The organism is Heliomicrobium undosum (assembly GCF_009877425.1).
In the GTDB taxonomy this organism is placed as follows: Bacteria; Bacillota; Desulfitobacteriia; order Heliobacteriales; family Heliobacteriaceae; genus Heliomicrobium; species Heliomicrobium undosum.
The window spans coordinates 185,538-203,889 of the sequence record NZ_WXEY01000005.1; the positions used below are offsets into that span (position 1 = coordinate 185,538).

At 58.3% G+C, this 18,352-nt stretch carries 9 protein-coding genes; all 9 read right to left on the bottom strand.

Annotated features, from left to right (window positions below; translation table 11 throughout):
- Positions 1-27: 27 nt before the first annotated feature.
- The 9 genes from GTO91_RS07340 to GTO91_RS07380 all read right to left on the bottom strand — a co-directional run bounded on the left by GTO91_RS07340 (position 28) and on the right by GTO91_RS07380 (position 18,313).
- The gene (locus GTO91_RS07340; protein WP_161257113.1) at positions 28-2,643 is read right to left on the bottom strand and encodes an O-antigen ligase family protein; all 2,616 of its coding nucleotides are present in this window, start codon (positions 2,641-2,643) and stop codon (positions 28-30) included.
- A gap of 191 nt (positions 2,644-2,834) precedes the next feature.
- A complete protein-coding gene (locus tag GTO91_RS07345; RefSeq protein WP_161257116.1) occupies positions 2,835-3,317 on the bottom strand; it encodes a hypothetical protein in 483 nt (160 codons plus the stop codon).
- A gap of 235 nt (positions 3,318-3,552) precedes the next feature.
- Positions 3,553-5,829, bottom strand: a complete 2,277-nt coding sequence (locus GTO91_RS07350) for a tetratricopeptide repeat protein (protein WP_161257119.1) — start codon at positions 5,827-5,829, stop codon at positions 3,553-3,555.
- Positions 5,830-5,863: 34 nt separating this feature from the next.
- Positions 5,864-6,784 carry a stalk domain-containing protein gene (locus GTO91_RS07355; protein ID WP_235919301.1) on the bottom strand — a complete coding sequence of 307 codons (921 nt, stop codon included), beginning with the start codon at positions 6,782-6,784 and terminating at the stop codon, positions 5,864-5,866.
- Positions 6,785-6,949: 165 nt separating this feature from the next.
- Positions 6,950-9,262 (bottom strand): copper amine oxidase N-terminal domain-containing protein, encoded by a 2,313-nt coding sequence (locus GTO91_RS07360; RefSeq protein WP_161257125.1) that lies wholly within the window; start codon positions 9,260-9,262, stop codon positions 6,950-6,952.
- 292 nt (positions 9,263-9,554) lie between these two features.
- Positions 9,555-11,876 carry a copper amine oxidase N-terminal domain-containing protein gene (locus GTO91_RS18615; RefSeq protein ID WP_161257128.1) on the bottom strand — a complete coding sequence of 774 codons (2,322 nt, stop codon included), beginning with the start codon at positions 11,874-11,876 and terminating at the stop codon, positions 9,555-9,557.
- 264 nt (positions 11,877-12,140) lie between these two features.
- Complete coding sequence (locus tag GTO91_RS07370) at positions 12,141-14,459, bottom strand: copper amine oxidase N-terminal domain-containing protein (RefSeq protein ID WP_161257131.1); 2,319 nt, start codon at positions 14,457-14,459, stop codon at positions 12,141-12,143.
- 301 nt (positions 14,460-14,760) lie between these two features.
- On the bottom strand, positions 14,761-15,864 hold the full coding sequence (locus GTO91_RS07375) for a TolC family protein (RefSeq protein WP_161257134.1): 1,104 nt from the start codon (positions 15,862-15,864) through the stop codon (positions 14,761-14,763).
- Positions 15,865-16,042: 178 nt separating this feature from the next.
- Positions 16,043-18,313 (bottom strand): copper amine oxidase N-terminal domain-containing protein, encoded by a 2,271-nt coding sequence (locus GTO91_RS07380; RefSeq protein ID WP_161257137.1) that lies wholly within the window; start codon positions 18,311-18,313, stop codon positions 16,043-16,045.
- Positions 18,314-18,352 lie beyond the last annotated feature (39 nt).

Genomic DNA, 18,352 nt, shown 5'->3' on the forward strand with positions numbered 1-18,352 from the left:
GACTTCCCGGAACTTGTTTGTACTACATTATGATTTCGTCAGACCGAGACGAAGAAGTGTCGAATAGGCAGCCTCCACATCAGGACCCGCCTTACGGGCGCTCTCCACTAAGCCCTTGCCAGAGGCGTCGCCCAGCTTGTCCAATGTCAAGCCCAGCCACAGCGTAGCCTCAGCCTTGAGGCGGTCGTCGCCTTCCCGGCTGGCGCGGATGAAATTCTCCTTGGCCTCTGCCCACTTGCCTTGCAGGAAGTAGGCTTCACCTGAGTTTAAGGCCAACCGGGGCGTGACGACCATGTCCGGCGGATGGCGCCACATTTTCGCCAGTTCAGGCGGCAGCGCGCTTTTTTTGTGCGGCGGCTCCGCACAGATGACAAGGATGCGCTGCAGCTTCGGCTCTACCGCTTTGTCCGGTTGATTCCCATCGTTCACGTTGTTGTTGGTTGCCCGGCCCATCTCCTGAAGGACCGCGCTCAGGTAAATGCCGGAGGCCTCTTCATAGGCATATACCAGCCAGGGTTGCAAGGTCAAAGCCTTTTCAGCTTCTTCAGTCGCTTTTTCCGGCTGACCGAACTGCAGGAACAGCCGCGCCTGTTGAAAACGCGTTTTCCCGTCGTATGGGTTGTTCTCAACAGCTTTCCGCGCCGACTCGATGGCCTGGGACGCCACATAGGCTCGCGCTTGGGGGTCGCTGTTCAAGGAAACGTTGGCCGCCAGCAGGTTCGCCCGTTCCAACAGATAGGTTGAATTCCAGCGGTCCCATTCGATGGCCGCCGTGATCCGCTCAACGGCAGCCTTCCCGTTTCCCTGGCGATAAGCCGCTTCATAAGCGTCCACTTCAGACAATCCGTTGCGAAGCATAAAGGTCAAGCCGGCGAGCGGCAGAGAAGCTATCGCCAAGACTGCCGCAATAAGCACGGACGGCACAAGCACCGGTCCTCGCTTCCGCCCAGCCCTCTCTCTCTCTAATCGCTTGCCAAGGGCGCCTTTTTCTTGGCTCAAGTCTTTTTCCTCAGACGGGGAACCGGATCCTATCCACAATCGACTGACGCCAAAAGCCAGTTCAAATTCCTTATGGGCAAACAGGCCGAACAACGCCCACATCAGCAAACTGACGGCGCTCAAGGACAGGTTGAAATCCAGGCAGGAGTGGATCCCCAAAGTAAGAACCGCCGTTCCGATCGTCCAGGCTTCAGCCCGCGCCCCATCAAGTTTGCGCCTGCGCAATGAATCGATCATCCCGAAAACGACCGCCAGGAATGGAATCCCAAAGGCGAGGAGTCCCAGCGCGCCCGTTTCCACGAAAACCTGCATGAAATGATTGTGCACTTCTGTCGTGTGATAGAGAGACGACTGGAAGGCGCGGTAGGCGAATTTCCAACCGCCGCCGCCCCATCCCGTCAGCGGGCGCTCCAGGCCCATCTTTGCCGCGTCCGATGCAAAAAGCAGCCGCTCTTTGAAATCGATGTTCTCTAGGCTGATAGTCTGCAAACGCTCCAGAGAAGTCCCTGCCCCGTCGGATGGGGCGGAGACGGCTCCAAACGCCCCCGCCGTTGCCGCCGGCTGAGCGCCTTTTTGCAAAACCATATAGCCTGCTGCGACGGCGATCAGCAGAATGAGAATACCGGCAGCCGTCAATATTCGTTTTTTCCCGCCTAAACCGCGACCGGTGCTGACACCTGCATGATCGGCAGCCGTCGTCTTCGCCGGTTGGTTGGAGCGCCGACTCCAGAAGCCCCAGCCCCCAGCGACTGCAGCAGCGGCGGCTAGCGTGACGATGAAGCCCGTTGTGTTCGTCTCACCGGGTTGGGCCAGAGGAAACACGGTAAGGTTCAACAAGGCCAAGGCGACAGCGATCTCAAGGCCCAGCAAGGCCAGCGTTTTTCGCTTATGCTGTTGTCCCGCCAGAAACAACAGCAGCAAGAAGGGTGTCAATGCCAAAACCCCGCGGCTCTGGCTGCCCAAAATCCCCAACATCATGATGAAGCCCAAGCCCGCCAAGCCGCCGGCGAAGATGGGGTTGCGGGAATGAGAAGCGCCATGTGCCGCGAGCAAAAAGGTTACCGTCAGGTATGCCGCCATCGTGTTCGGGTATTGCAAGGTCGAGCAGAGGCGTCCGCTGACCAAGGCGCCGTTAAGGTGCAATAACCCTTGGGCGTTCAAAATCCCGATCAGGGAAACGGCGGCGCCGGCCAAAGAAAAGGCTGTAAAGGCATACTGGTAAAACCGGTTTTCCGGCTCGCCATCCTTTGCCTTCGCTTGGGAAAGCAGCCATGAACCGGCCAGGATATAAAATAGGAGAAAGACGATCAAGTAGTCAAGATGTCGCAACCAAGCAAAAAGGGCCTCCCGCGTATTTACGCCCGTAAAAAAGCCAATCCCGTATAAGAGCGCCAGCAGAACAAGACATACAAAATAGACAGAATACCGTGGTTGGCGCGAGGCCAACCTGCCCAGTCCCCCATCAAGCGCCCATAAGCCGACAAAGAAAAGGGCGGAAAAAGCCGCTATGTAGTGGTGAATTCCCATCTCCGACTCAAAAAACAAGCCCCGAAAAAAGGGCGCCAAGGCGACAAGTCCAAATGCGATTGCTGCTGAAACCGTATAAATCGTCCGGCTTTGGTCAAGCTGATTACCCTTTGCCATTACGACCCTCTTTTCTTTTTCTGTTTTACGATTGTTCTCCAGGAAATCAAAATAATAGACGCTAATTGACTCTTTTCTCCGAATCCCTGTTGCTTTCCTTCCGGTCAGGACTTTTTTTTACTGGAAGAAACGAAAGAATCATCCTGTAAATAAGAAGACGCCCTCGCACACTCTGCGACGGCGTCTCTCCTTTAGTTTTTCGGGAAAATCCGCATCTGCTGATTGTCACCGTACGTCACATAGAGCTCAAACTGGTCTTTCAGCACTTTCTCAACATACAAGACCCGGCCGCTCTTGGGCGCCAGCAACCCGATGTTGGCCGACACGCTGTCCGAACCGACGGCCACTGAGCCGTCTTTCGATTTCAGGACGGCTGACCCGTCTTGGCTGCGAACAGAGATGACCAGGTTCTTCACCGCATCGGGTGACACGTTCCGGATCTCGAAGGGGGTTTCCTTCGTTTCCCGGTTAGATGAACCGACAGAAACCTCAAAGGGAGAAATCTCATAGCTGTTGACGATGGCCAGTTTGTCCTCTTGCACCGGGATGGAGACGACGCCCAGTTCCTTCCCCGATGTGGCTGCCGGTTTCCCGCAGCCGTATAAAAGAGCCGGAAGAATAACCATGATTCCCGCCATCATGAGCCAACGCCGCTTGCCTTGAATCATATCCATTACTGCTTCCCCTCCACCTGTGATCAGAACAATCGATCTGTGACGAGAACACTCGATTGTGATGTTTCCATCATCAGACCAAGGTTTATTTTACTGGAGTGTTTCCGACAATGCAAACCCAATTTCGGGGAAATGAGGCGAATGAGCTTTGACCAGGAGACTTCTATCTACAAAAAAAGACCGGCGGAACAACCGCCGGCGACGCTCAGGAATGTATATCCCCCTGTATATTCCCCTACGCCGTGTAGATGGCAAGGGTTCGCGTATCCGGGTTATACTCCATACGGATGTTGAATCCTTCCTTGAACAGGGCTGCCGGGACCATCATTCTTCCCGATGGCTCGTCGCGGTAGACGGGAGTATTCAGGAGGACAGGACCATTGTTGGTGTAGGCTGTGGCGGAACCGGCTGTCACCGTAATGTGGCGTTCTCCTCGGAGAAGTGTCGCCGCCTGGGCGTTTTCGTCCCATTCCAGGGTTGCCCCGAGGAGTTCAGCCATCCGGCGCGCCGGCGCCAGAATCTGACCGTTTTCCAACCGGGCGTTTTCCAGCCCGTCGGGGCTGTCGACGGGGTTTCCGTCGACGATCACCTGGATGGGATTGTAGACGGTGATCTTTTGCAGCGTTCGGTGCTGCGCCCCCTGCTCAGTTTCAACGACCAGGGAGATCCAGTGCTCGCCGGGCCCATTGAATACGTGCTCAACGCTCTTGCCGGAGCCGATGATGTTTTCGGTGAAGGGCTCAGCGCCGCCGGACTCGATCCGCCAGGACCAGGAACGCAAAGCGCCGGTGGGGCTGGTGGAAGCGCCACCATCGAGGCGAAGCTTCAATGGCGCCGGTCCGCTTGCCGGTTTCGCGGCGATCCGCCCAGTCGGCAATGCCAGGCGTTCATCGGGGTTCTGCACATTCCGGTCAATCAGGCGAGCGTTGGTAAAGTGACGTTCCGCTTCCGCCTTGTTCCCCTCTTTCAGCAACACCCGCCCGAGCCCCAAAGGCGCGCGGGCATCCCGTTGGTCCTGCACCTGGGCGTTGCGAAAAGCTTCCCGGGCTTCCAGGAGCCGGTTTTGGCGAAGCTGAGCCTCGCCGATGCCGATCCATCCGTCGGCGTTGTTGTTTCCGGCGCGGGAGTCGACTTGGCGCAGCCGTTGAAACAACTGTTCCGCCTCCATGAAGCGTCCCTCATTCAGGGCGACCCATCCCTTCCCGCGCACAGCCCGGCGTTCATTCGGATTGAGGCGGAGCGCAGCGTCATAGCAGGCGTCGGCTTTCCAGTCGTGGAGCATGCCGTAATAGGCGTCTCCCAACAACACCCATGCTTCCGCTGACGCGGGGTTCGCCCTTGTCGCCGATTTCAGCATGTTTTCCGCCTTCGCCCAGTTCTTCGTCGAAAGGGCGAACCTGCCATATCCGAGCAGGCCGTCGATATCCTGGGGAGCGAGACGGAGCGCCTCTGCGAAGGCTTTTTCAGCCCCATCGGCTTGCCCTAGGGCGAGGAGGGCTTCTCCAACCCCCAGATGGGCAGCCGGGCGTTCGGGCAATAAGGCGATCGCCCGTTGAAAGGCTTCCAGGGCAGGCTGGTGTTTACCCAGCATCATCAATGTCTTGCCGAGCTTGACGAAGGTTTGCCAGCGGTCGGCGATCCAACGCCGTGTCCGGTCAGGATTGGGCACGCCGGGCTTGCCCTGATCTCCCTTCAACGCCTCCAGGTACCAGTTCTGGGCCATCTCCGCCTTCCCTTGTTTCCGGTAGAAATCGCCCAGCAGGAGCATGGACTCCACATCAAAACGGTTCATCGCCAATGCCTGATTATACTCATAGGAGGCTTGATCGTACTTTTTCTGACCCTCGAGGGCGATACCCAGCCCCTTGTGAACCGCCGGTGTGCTGAGGCCGAAACGCAGGGCGTCGCGCAACACCGCCTCGGCCCGGTCATAGCCTCCATTGGCGGCATAGTGCTTCGCCAGTTCCACGTAGACGGTCTCCTCGTAAAGGGCTTCCTTCAATCCGCGCTTCAGCCAGACCAGCGCTGATTCCGGATCGCCCTTCGAAAAGTAGCAGCGGGCGATCCCGGCGTAGGCCGATTGGGGTCCTTGCCACTCGAGGGAGCGCCGGTAGGCCGTCAATGCCTCGTCGACTCGTCCGAGATAATGAAGCAAGTCGCCTAGGGCGTTGTAGTAGCGCCCGTCTTGCTTGAATGCAATCGCCGAAGCAAAGGCTTTTTCCGCCTGATCGTATTTTCCCTGTTCGAAATAAACGCGTCCAACGCCATAGTAGGCGTCGGCCAACTGCGGCTCCAGTTCCAAGGCCTTCTGAAAGGACTCCTCTGCTTCCCTGATCCGCATCTGATCGACGAAGTTCAAGCCTTGCCCGCAATAGACCTCCGCCTGAGTCGGCACGGCGGCGACTGACATGGAGGGATGCAAGCCGAGCATTCCCATCAGTATGAGCGGGAGAAAGGCGGCGACGATCCATTGAATGCGGCGACTGCTGTGACGCAAGGTCCTGCTGGTCATTGTCATACCCTCCATTATTCGGCGAACGCCTGCGCTAGTTCTTCAGTATGTATACCGTCCGGGTCACATCATCCCATGACACCTTCACGCCAAAAGCGTCGGCAACGAGCCGCAAGGGAACAAAGGTCGTGCCGTCAACTGATTCGGGGCTTAAACCGTCGGGCTTCTCTTCCACGATGGTCTTGCCGTTTTTCACCATCTTGGATTTTCCCATCCAGAGGGACACTTTCTCCATGTTTCGCGCCAGGTCGATCCTGGATTCCGCAGCGTCCCAATAGGGGATGCAACCCAGCGCCTGCGCAACGGAGCGCAAGGGAACCATCAATCGACCATCCTTGAGAAAAGGCTCGTTAGGAGAAAGGAGGACCTCATAATCGACCATCATGCGGATCTTATCGCTGGCCATGTCGCTCAGGCCCGCCTCTTTGTCATAGGTCCAGAGCAAGGCGTAACGACCACCGCCAAAGGTGGTGTCGGCCTCGACAGCGCCGGCGGCGCCATTCCAAAAGATCCGCGACGGCAGCTCCCGCCACTGGTTTTTCTGTTCATCCCAACGACCGATGCGGAAATAGCCGATAGGCAATTCCGTGTTCATGCGGCTGGCTCGCTTAAAGTCCACCTCATCAAAGGGAAAGACCAGGCGGAGCGGTTTGGCCGACAGGGTCTCCACCTTTTGCTTATTCCGGTTCGTGACGAGCAGATCGACCACTCGCGTCACATAGTAGGTGTCAACAGGCGTAAGCCGTTCGGGGGCTACCTTGTCAATCTCGACACGCAGGGAGAGATCATTCGCCTTCTCCGGGAACTGCGCTTTGAAGGGGGGATCGGCGCTCTCACAGGAAGTGGCCGAACTGCCGATGTTATACACATTTTCAGCCATGGCCGGTGTGCCCGTCAAACCCAGCAAGAGCGAACCGAGCAGCGCCGCAGAGACGTAAGTGTGAACCCGCTTCATCAAGATCCTTCCTCCTCAAGTTCGTTTATTTCTATTTCGTATTGATTATACCACAGCGGTTCTTTTTTTCCTGCTTTTTGCCACAAGCGCTCTTTGACAAACCGCTGATAATTAAAAAGGAACCTGAAGGAATTCTCCTTCAGGTTCCTCGGGCCAGACCCGAAATTACTTCAGGCCGACAGTTTGGGTGGCTTCGTCCCAGGTGGGGGTGGCGCCGAAACGCTCAGCGATCCAGCGAACAGGCAGCATGACGCGGCCGGATTCGGACAGTTCGGGAGCGATATCCATGGTGATGCCAGCGCCGTTGATGACGAGGGTCTTGCTGCCGATGGCAACTTGCAGAACCTTGTCACCTTTGATCAGGGTAGCGGTTTGCTTGTCGCCATCCCAGACGATGTTGGCGGCGTCGATGCCCAGAGCTTCAGCTACATAGCGGACAGGCACGAAGGTGCGGCCTTCTTTGATGTAGGGAGCTTGGTCCATGGTCTTTTCAACACCGTTGATGGTGTACTTGGTGTCGTTGACTTTGAAAGCGGCAGCCACTTTCAGGTCTTGGGGAGCGGGGGTGACAACCTTGGCAACGACAGCGGTGGTCACGGTGGAGGAAGCGAAGGGCTTCTGGATGGTGGCGTTGGCAACCATTTCGCAAGTAGCGGTAGCGTTGCCTTTGACCTTCATGACCAGGTCGCCTTCGGGAACGGTGCGGTCAACGCGCAGTTTGATGTTGCTGACTTTGATCTTGGAGGGGGTGGAGCTGGTGGACTTGACCTTGACGACAGCGTACTTGGTTTGGTCGCTGGCGTCGGTGGCGGTGGTGGCGGAGTCAGCCATCAGAACGGCGTCGCCTTCGACGACTTCGAACTTCGGCGTGGAGGTGTAGTCAACACCGGCGGGAACATAGAGGCGCAGTTCGTTGAAGGTGGTGTTGCCGACGCCGAGAACGTTGTCGGTCTTGCTCATGAGGGCTTCTTTGAAGTTTTCGGTGACGATCACGTCGGAAGCGACTTGGTCGTTCAGACCGATCTTGACTTCGGGAGCAGCGTCAGCCTTCAAGGAGACAGGCAGAACAGCTTTGCCGAAGACGAAGTTGCCGCTGATGCCGGCGCTGCCGCCGACTTCGATTTTAACGTCGCCGGAGAAGCCAGGGGCCAGTTCCAGTTCGGTCTTTTCAAAGACCAGTTTGCCGCGCTTGTTGCCGGTGGAAGGCGCGTTGATGGTGGCCTTGGCGATGCGGCGCTCGGAGTCGATGATCTCCCAGTTGCCCAGAGCCAGGTTGTTGGCGTCGGAGTCAGCCGAGGAGATGGAGATGCCGGCGACAGTCGGGTTGCCAGCGCCAGGGATGGCGGTGGTGTGCCAACGGACGTTTTCAGGCAGGGTCAGGGTGACGGTGCGGTTGGTGACGAGGCTGCCGACCAGGTCTTCTTCGATGACGAACTTGCCAGCGACGGCGTCTTTACGGCCGGCGATGAGGGTGGGAGCGTCGCCGAAGGCCTTGATGCTGGCGCCGAATTGACCATAGCGGCCGATCACCAGGCTGGTGGGGGTGCTGGAGGTCTTGCCGCTGATGTCGACGGTCACGTCGCCGGCTTTGGCGGTGGACTCGTCAACAGCGATGCCGAGACCGGTCAGGGCAAAGTAGACGGCGCTGTTGGACTGGGTGGCGGGGGCGGTGAAGGCCACGCCGACTTGCAGGGTGCGGTTGGAGTCGGTCAGACCTTGGATGGTGACGGTCGTGTTGCCGTCAGCCCAGATCTGGGGAACACCGGTGTTGGCAACGATGTTGCCGGTCCAGGTGAAGCCGGGGGGCAGTTTCAGTTTGATGGAGTCGGTGCCGCTCTTCAGGGAGCCGGGGCGGTCTTCCTTGAAGCGGATGGGGTCGAGGGCGCCAGCGGCGAGACCGGCGGAGGAGAAGCTGCGCACATCGTCGATAGAGGCTTTGACGCTGCCGGTGCCGACGGAGGCGATGACAACTTCACCGTTGGAGAAGATGCTGCCCGGTTGAGATTCGAAAACGGCCTTCATGTCGCCGCTCTGACCGGAGGGAACAACGATGTTGTTGAAGTTGATGTAGACGAGACCTTTGTTGGTGGTGTTGGCAGTGCCTTTGACGCCGACAACGTATTCAGGGGTGGCGAGGTTCGGCTGGGTGGTGGCGTAGATACCGCCGGTGGCGCCAGCACTGTTGGCCAGCTGGTTGTTGATAGTGGTGTCATAAGTGGCGGGAACTTCATAGGTGATGCTGCCGACCTGGGTGTTGGCGGGCAGGCGCAGGCGCAGGTCGTAGGAAGCGCCGTTGGTGGAGGCGCCGGCGGGAACTTCTACCATGACGCGGGCGGAGAAGGTGCTGCCGGGCGCGGAAACCGCTTGGTTGGTGGCCGTGAAGGTGGAGGCGGCGAAGGCAGCGTTAGGGAGAATCATCGCTGCGACAAAGGCTCCAGCCAGCAGGGTGGCCACGGACTTTTTCATCCGTTTGAACAAGAATTTTCCCTCCTAATAATATTTGGTTATGTTTCCGTGGATTCGAGCAGATGTCGCGAGTGGCCGCATACCCCCTTTCAATCTTTTTTCTCTCGAATCAAAAATGCTCTCGAAAAATTAGACACAGCAATTCCAGGAAATGTTCCCGTTTGTAAAAAGATTTTTGATCTTTTTTTCATGGCAATTATATGCACTTGCGCTCACATTCTTAAATACTGCATGATGGTCTCCGCTGTATACAAAAAGGACCCGGAGGCTTCCCTCCAGGTCCCTTACGAAATCCAAGATATCGTTACTTCAATCCAACGGTTTGACTGGCGTCATCCCAGGTCGGGGTAGCGCCGAAACGCTCGGCGATCCAGCGGACGGGAAGCATGACGCGGCCCGCGTCCGTCAATTCCGGCGCCACATCCATGGTGATGCTCACACCGTTGATCAACTGGGTGCGGCTGCCGATGGCGATCTGGAGCACCTTGTCGCCTTTGATCAGCGTCGCTGTCTGTTTTTCGCCGTCCCAGATGACGTTCATATGGTCGATGCCCAGGGATTCGGCCACATAGCGGACAGGCACAAAGACACGGCCTTCCTTGATGTAGGGCGCTTGGTCCATCGTCTTTTCGACGCCGTTGACAGAGTACCTGGCGCTGTTCACCTTAAAGGAGGCGCTGGTCTTCTGTTCCCCCGGCGCCGGGGTGTTCACCCGGGCGATGACGGCGGAGGTGACGGTGGAGGAGGCAAAGGGCTTCTGGATGTCGGCGTTGACCACCATTTCCGACGTGGCTGTGCCATTGCCCTTGATCTTAAGGACGATATCCCCCTCGGGGACAGTCCGGTCGACACGCAGCTTGATGTTGCTGATCTTGATCCTGGAGGGTGTGGAACTCGTGGACTTGATCTTGACGACGGCGTAGTTGGCGCGCTCCGTCGCATCGGTCGCAGTCGTGGCCGAATCGCCCATCAGGACCAGGTCGCCTTCGACGACTTCGAATTTCGGCGTTGTGGTGAAGTCTACGCCGGCAGGGAGATAGAGCCGCAGTTCGTTGAAGGTGACGCTCGTATTGACGTTGCTGATCTGAACGGAATCGTTCTTGCTCATGAGCGCTTCTTTGTAGTTCTCCGTGACGGTCACATCCGCCGCAGCCTGGTTGTCAAGGCCGATCTTCACCTCAGGCGCGCTGTTTGCCGACATCGAAACAGGCAGCACCGCCTTGCCGATGGTGAAGGCGCCCGACAGACCGGCGCTGCCGCTGACTTCCACCTTGATGTCGCCGCTGAATCCGGGCGCGATTTCCAGTTCGGCCTTTTCGAAGACCAGCTTGCCGCGCTTGTTGCCGGTAGAAGGCTGGTTGACCGTCGCCTTGGCGATACGGCGTTCCGAGTCGATGATTTCCCAGCCGTTGCCGTTGGTCAAGGCGAGGTTGTTGGCGTCTGAATCAGCCGAGGAGAGGGAGATGCCGGAAACGGTGGGATTGCCCGGGTTCGGAATATTGGTGGTGTGCCAGCGGACATTGTCCGGCAGGGTCAGCGTGATGGTGCGGTTCGCCACGAGGCTGCCGACGAGGTCCTCTTCGATGACGAACTTGCCGGCGATGGCGTCCTTCCGGCCGGCGAGCAATGTAGGGGTGTCGCCGTACGTTTTGATGTGGGCGCCGTATTCGCCGTAGCTTCCGATCACCAGGCTGCCCGGCGTGCAGGAGGAGCGGCCGCCGATGTCGACGGTCACGTCGCCTGTTCTGGCCGTTGATTCATCGACTGAGACGCCGATACCGTTGAGCGAGAAATAGACGGCGCTGTTGGACTGGGTGGCGCCGTTGTTAAAAGCGACGCCGATCTGCAGGGTGCGGCCCGAATCGGTCGTTCCCTGATAGGTAATCACCGTATTGGCGTCAGACCAGATCTGACTGATCGGCGTGCCTGCGGCGGGAACGTTCGACCAGGTAAATCCGGCAGGCAATTTCAATTTAATCGTATCTGTGCCCGATTTGAGCGCGCCGGGACGGTCCTCTTTGATACGGATCGGATCAATCGCAGCCAGGCCGGACGAGGAGAAACTGCGGACGTCATCGATGGAGGCGGTCAGGCTGCCGCTGCCGACGGAGGCGATGATCACTTCGCCGTTGGAGAAAATACTGCCGGGACGGGCTTCAAAGACGGCTTTAAAGTTACCGTTCTGGCCGGAAGGGACGGTGATGTTCGTGAAGTTGACGTAAAGCAGCCCTTTGCCGGTGTTGCCTGTGCCCTGCACGTTGATGACAAACTCCGGTGTGCCGGGACTCGGCTGGCTGGTGGCGTTGCCGTTGGTAAAGCCGCCGGCTGTGTTGGCCAGTTGGTTGCCTATGCCGTTATCATAAGATGGCGGGATATCATAGGTGATGGCGCCGACCTGGGTGTTGCTCGGCAGCCGCAGCCTCAACTCATACTGCTGGCCGCCGACGGCGGCGCCGTAGGGCACTTCGATCATCACGCGGGCGCTGAAGGTGCTGCCCGGGGCGGAGACGGCCTGTTGAGTCGGCATATAGGTGGAACTGGCAAGGGCGACGTTGGGAAGCAGCATGGCTGCCAGGAAGATAACCGAAATCAGAGAGACAACGGTTTTTTTCATCTGCGGAAACACAAAGATCCCCCCACTCCTGTTTGGTTATGTATGCCTGTTGGGCTATATATACGGCAGACAGGCGAATGGAAGAAGTCTCCCTTCCCCTGTTCCGTTGTTTTCCTTTGTGAATCGAAGCTCTTAATTGATTAGACACGCAAATGACGGTGATAGTTCCCTTTGGCCGGCGCCAACCTGGCTTGCCTTGTTGATCCAATTTTACCGGAGAAAACTGAAAGGAACCTGAAGGAAAGCTCCTTCAGGTTCCTTGAGCCGGAACTGAAATTACTTCAGGCCGACAGTTTGGGTGGCTTCGTCCCAGGTGGGGGTGGCGCCGAAACGCTCAGCGATCCAGCGAACAGGCAGCATGACGCGGCCGGATTCGGACAGTTCGGGAGCGACATCCATGGTGATGCCGGCGCCGTTGACGACGAGGGTCTTGCTGCCGATGGCAACTTGGAGGACCTTGTCGCCTTTGATCAGGGTAGCGGTTTCCTTCTCGCCATCCCAGATGATGTTGGCGGCGTCGATGCCCAGAGCTTCAGCTACATAGCGGACAGGCACGAAGGTGCGGCCTTCTTTGATGAAGGGAGCTTGGTCCATGGTCTTCTCAACACCGTTGATGGTGTACTTGGTGTCGTTGACTTTGAAAGCGGCAGCCACTTTCAGGTCTTGGGGAGCGGGGGTGACAACCTTCGCGATGACGGCGGAGGTCACGGTGGAGGAAGCAAAGGGCTTCTGGATGGTGGCGTTGGCAACCATTTCGCAGACGGCGGTGCCGTTGCCTTTGACCTTCAGGACGAGGTCGCCTTCGGGAACGGTGCGGTCAACGCGCAGTTTGATGTTGCTGACTTTGATCTTGGAGGGGGTGGAGCTGGTGGACTTGACCTTGACGACAGCGTACTTGGTTTGGTCGCTGGCGTCGGTGGCGGTGGTGGCGGAGTCGGCCATCAGAACCACGTCGCCTTCGACGACTTCGAACTTCGGCGTGGAGGTGAAGTCAACGCCGGCGGGCAGGTAGAGACGCAGTTCGTTGAAGGTGACGTTGCCGACACCGGAAACGTTGCTGGTCTTGCTCATGAGGGCTTCTTTGAAGTTTTCGGTGACGACCACTTCAGAGGCGACTTGGTCGTTCAGACCGATTTTCACTTCGGGAGCGGTTTCGGCCTTCACGTCAACAGGCTTGACAGCCTTGGCGATGATGAAGGTGCCGTCGAGACCGGCGCTGCCGCCGACTTCGACTTTAACGTCGCCGGAGAAACCGGGGGCCAGTTGCAGTTCGGTCTTTTCAAAGACCAGTTTGCCGCGCTTGTTGCCGGTGGAAGGCGTGTTGATGGTGGCCTTGGCGATGCGGCGCTCGGAGTCGATGATCTCCCAGCCGTTGCCGTTGGTCAGGGCCAGGCTGTTGGCATCGGAATCAGAGGAGGAGACGGCGATGCCGGAGACAGTGGGGTTGCCGGAGACGGGAATGCTGCTGGTGTTCCAGCGGACGTTCTCGGGCAGGGTCAGGGTGATGGTGCGGTTGGCGACGAGGCTGCCGACCAGTTCTTCTTCGATGACGAACTTGCCGGCGGTTTCGCCGCTGCGGCCAGCCAGGACGGTCGGGGTGTCGCCGAAGGCCTTGATAGCGGCGCCGAAGGTGCCGTAACGGCCGATGACCAGGCTGCCAGGGGTGGTGGAGGCCTTGCCGCTGACGTCGACGGTCACGTCGCCGGCTTTGGCGGTGGACTCGTCAACAGCGATGCCGAGACCGGTGAGGGAGAAATAGACGGCGCTGCTGGACTGGGTGGCGCCGCCGGTGAAGGCCACGCCCACTTGCAGGGTCCGGCCGGAGTCGGTGGTGCCCTGATAGGTGACGACGGTGTTGGCGTCAGCCCAGATCTGGTTGATCACGGTGTTGGTGGCAGGAACGTTGGCCCAGGTGAAACCGGGGGGCAGCTTCAGCTTGATCGCGTCGGTGCCGCTCTTCAGGGCGCCGGGGCGGTCTTCCTTGAAGCGGATGGGGTCAACGGCGCCGTTGAGGCCGGCGGAAGAGAAGCTCCGCACGTCATCAATCGAAGCGGTGACACTGCCGTTGCCGACGGTGGCGATGACCACTTCGCCGTTGGAGAAGATGCTGCCAGGCTGGGATTCAAAGGCTACTTTGAAATCGCCGCTTTGGCCGGAGGGAACAACGATGTTGTTGAAGTTGACGTAGACAAGGCCCTTGTTGGTCGTGTTGGCGCTGCCGGCAACGCCGACGACGAACTCGGGAGTGGTGAGGTTCGGCTGGGTCGAGGTGTACACTGCGCCGGTGCCGCCGGCAGTGTTGGTCAACTGGTTGCCGATACCGTTGTCGTAAGAGGCGGGCACCTCATAGGTGATGGAGCCGACTTGGGTATTGGCAGGCAGGCGCAGGCGCAGGGTGTAGGGCGTGCCGTTGGTGGAGGCGCCTTGGGGGACTTCCACCATGACGCGGGCGGAGAAGGTGCTGCCGGGGGCGGAAGATGCTTGCTGAGTGGCCGTGAAGGTGGAGGCGGCGAAAGCAGCATTCGGAAGAATCATCGCTGCGACGAACGCTCCAGCCAGCAGGCTGGCCACGGATTTTTTCATCCGTTTGAACAAGTGTAATTCCCTCCTAATTTTCTTCGATTATGTAGTGCGTATCCTGGCGCGATGTGGCAGTGTGGCAACATTCCCCCTTCCTCGCTGTCCATCCGCGTATGTTGTTCACGTAATCTTAGACACGCGCTTTATCGTGTTTGTTCCGTCTTTCTCGAATTTATTTTAAAAAAATTTCTTTTCCTTTTAAATTAATTGTATAAATGGTAAAAAATATATAACAACGGCTTTTAGGCGACCAAAAAGAAAAGCAGCCTCTCGGCTGCTTGACATCCTGATGATCCCTTAGGCAGTTCCCGGCAGGTTAGCTCCCCGAAGTCCAGGGCTTTTCAAAGCTCTGTTTGCTTTGCTCGTGCCGACAGATCAGGTCGAAGAGGTCCCGCTGCGCCGACGCCAGTTGCGATTCAGCGCTGACGAGTTCGATCCGGGTGATCAAGCCTACATCATACTGCACCTTGGCCACGCGATAGGATTCTTCGGCGTTGCGGAGCGCTTCCGTAAGTCCCTCATGCTGCTCCTCCATTTGTTTGAGGGAGTAGTAGAGACCGCGAACCGTTTTGTCTGTCGTTTCCTTGGCCTTGCTGTAGTCGAGTTCCGCTTTGTTGATATCGATCTGACCGGTTTTAAAGGGGCTGGCGGCCATCCGGACGGCTTTCTTGATATCCACGGTATATTGGGCATTGAACACGGACGGGCTATTGACGAGCGCCTTGGCCACCTCATAGTCGAGGTTTTCTACATTGATTGGCCTAAAGACCGGCTGCTCGGTCAGCACGGGGCGCTGTTCCACGTTGATGCCAAGGAGGATATCGAACTTGACATAGGCATCTTTCAAAGCTTCCTGGGCAGCCACAAGCGTTGCCTTGGCGCCGGCGGCGTTGGCTTCCGCGCTGACGACGCTCGTAGCGCTGACGGTCCCTACCGTTTTTCCGGCGCGGGCGGCCCGCAGTTTCCATTCCGCCGCTTCCAGCGCCTTTTGGGCGGCGTTGACTTTTTTCTGGGCGTTGAGGACATCGAGGTAGCGCTGGATCGTTTGCGCCTCCACTGTATCCTGTCTGGCGCCTTGTGTCTTCTTGGCCACCTGCCAGTTCAGGTCAGACGTCAACGTCCGGTTCAGGGCCGCCGCGTTAGCGGCGTCTGCCGGGTTCAGCGGCGTGAACTTGAGCAGTGTAGTCGAGTCGTCACGGACCTCCCAGGCGCGATCCACATCCAGCTTGGCCTGCTGGTAGTCCTTGCTGTTCTGCAAGGCCAGCGCCTTCGCCTGGTCAATCGTCAACATCATGACGCCGTCAGCCGCTTGCTGGGTCGCCGCCGGGAGCGGGGTTTCAGCGGCAAAAGCGGGAACAGTCAACAGGTTGGCGGCGATCAGGACAGACACAGTCTGCGCAAGCCATCGTTTTTTCGTCATCGATATGTACCTCCATATTTGTCCACTATGTAATTTCCAGGCTGAAATCTTTATGTAGTTGAATACACAATCAGTTTACACGCAACCGACCGGCGGGTCAATAGCCTCCCGACAAGAAGACCGGCCCGGCCTTTCGGCCGGACCGGTCTATCGGAGGATGCTGTGGTTCGGTCGCTTGTTAGTTGATGGTGACGGTCTGGGTGGCGGGGTCGAAGGAACCGGTGGCGCCGAAGATGTTCAGCAGCCAGCCGACAGGGAGCATGACGCGGCCGGGTTGGACGATTTGGGGAGCGACGTCCATGGTGATGGCGGCGCCGTTAACCAGGAGGGTCTTGGAGCCCATCTTCATTTGAACCACTTTGTCGCCTTTGATCAGGGTAGCCGTCTGGTTGGCGCCATCCCAGATCATGTTGCCGCTGTTGATGCCGAGGATTTCACCGACGTAGCGGACAGGCAGGTAGGTGCGGCTGTTTTCCAGGTAGGGGGCGATATCCATGGTTTTTTCCACGCCGTTGACGGTGTACTTGGTTTCGTTGATTTTGAAGACGGTGTGGATGACAGCGCCTTCGGGAGCGGGGGTGACGACTTTGCCGTTGGCGATGGAAGCGATGGTGCTGGAGGTGAAGCCGCTCGTTTCGTTGACAGCAGCGCCTTTGACTTTGAAGGTGATGTTGCCCTCGGGAACGGTGCGGTCAACAGTCAGCTTGATGCCGCTGACTTTGATCTTGGAGGGAACGGAGCTGGTGGACTTGATGGTGACTTTGGCGAACTTGGTGTTGTCGTTAGAGTCGGTGCCGGTCGTAGCGGAGTCGGCGTTCAGGACCAGGTCGCCTTCCACCACTTCGAATTTGGGGGTGCTGGAGAAGTCGACGCCGAGGGGCAGGTGGATCTGCAGGGCTTTCGATTCGCCCATGATGGCTTCAGCTTTGGCTTCGGTGAGGATGAGTTCGCCAGCGGCTTGACCGGCCACACCGATTTTCAGTTCGGGGGAAGCGGAGACGGTGGCGGTGATGGGGGCGGCCACTTTGGCGAGAACCAAGGAGCCAGCGACGCCGGCGGTGCCGGTGACGTCGACTTTCAGGTCGCCGGAGAAGTTGGCAGCCACGTCGACGGAGCCTTTTTCGAAGACCACTTTGGCGGGGTCGCCAGAGGAAGCGGTGGTGACTTGGGCCTTGATGGTGCGGCCGTCGGTGCCGACAGCCGTCCAGGCGCCGAGGACGAGGCCGTGGGCGTCAGAGTTGGCGCTGTCGATGCTGGGGTAGGTGCGCCATTTGGTGTTTTCGGGAATGGTCAGGACGATAGTGCGGCCAACGACGAGGCTGCCGGCCATGTCTTCTTCGATGACCACTTTGCCGAGTTCGTTGTCATTGCGGCCGGCGAGACGGTTCGGGGCGTCGCCGAAGGCATTGACAGAGGAACCGAACTCGCCGTATTTGCCGAGAACCAGGGTGGACGGGGTCAGGTTAGTGGAAACGGTGATGTCGCCGGTCTTGGCAACAGACTCATCAACATTGACGGCCAGGCCGGTGAGGTTGATATAGGAGGCGGAGGTGGACTTGCCAGTGACGGTCATTTTCAGAGTCCGGCCGCCATCTTCGGTAGCGCTGAGGCTGTCCTTGGTGCCGGGGTTGGTGTAGGTCAGGTTGCCCCAGACGGTGTTGGCTTTAGCGTTGGTGATGTCCCAGGTGAAACCTTGGGGAAGCTTGAGCTTGACGCTGTCAGAGGCTGCGCTCAGGGCGCCGGGGCGGTCTTCTTTGACGCGGATGACATCGATGGCGCCGCCGACGGAGCTGATGCTCTTCACATCGTCCAGGGTGACAGCGGCGGTGCCGGTGCCGACAGTGGCCACGACGACTTCGCCGTTGCTGAAGATGCTGCCGCCTTGGGCTTCAAAGATGGCTTTGAAGTCGCCCGATTGGCCGGAGGGGATTTTCACTTTGTTCAGGTTGATATACATGATACCTTTGCCGGCGCCGTTTTGTTTGACCGAGAACTCGTATTCCTGGCCGATTTTGACGGTTTTCACCCAGGTGGAGGAGCCGTCGTCGGTCGTGGTTCCGTCTGCATAGACTTTATCGGTCAGGTTTGCCGGGGCGGTCATGTTGCCGGTGTTGTCGACGAATTGGTTCGGAACGGTGTTGTCATAGGTGGCGGGGATTTCGACGGAGACATTGGCTCCAGCGACGATAGCGCCGGCGCCGTCACGTTGGAAGTCGGAGTTGATGGGCAGGCGCATGCGGAAGGTGGCGGTAGAGCCGGCAGCCATAGCGCCCTGGGGAACTTCAATCATGATCCGGGAATTGATGACACCGCCGGGCTCGGCGATATCGGTTTTGACGCTGGCGAAGCTGCTGGACGCATAGGCCGCAACCGGCGTCGACACCATGGGGGCGAGCAGAAGCAGGCCGCTCACCAGCATGGAAATAGTTTTCTTGCTCCGTTTGAACAACGATGGTCCCTCCCTGTTATTTATCAACGATCGAATAGA

What these genes read in the sequence shown, in the direction of transcription:
- GTO91_RS07355 (WP_235919301.1), bottom strand. Translation starts at nt 6,784, where the DNA reads ATGAAGCGGGTTCACACTTACGTCTCTGCGGCGCTGCTCGGTTCGCTC.
- GTO91_RS07340 (WP_161257113.1), bottom strand. Translation starts at nt 2,643, where the DNA reads ATGGCAAAGGGTAATCAGCTTGACCAAAGCCGGACGATTTATACGGTT.
- GTO91_RS07375 (WP_161257134.1), bottom strand. Translation starts at nt 15,864, where the DNA reads ATGACGAAAAAACGATGGCTTGCGCAGACTGTGTCTGTCCTGATCGCC.
- GTO91_RS07350 (WP_161257119.1), bottom strand. Translation starts at nt 5,829, where the DNA reads ATGACCAGCAGGACCTTGCGTCACAGCAGTCGCCGCATTCAATGGATC.
- GTO91_RS07345 (WP_161257116.1), bottom strand. Translation starts at nt 3,317, where the DNA reads ATGGATATGATTCAAGGCAAGCGGCGTTGGCTCATGATGGCGGGAATC.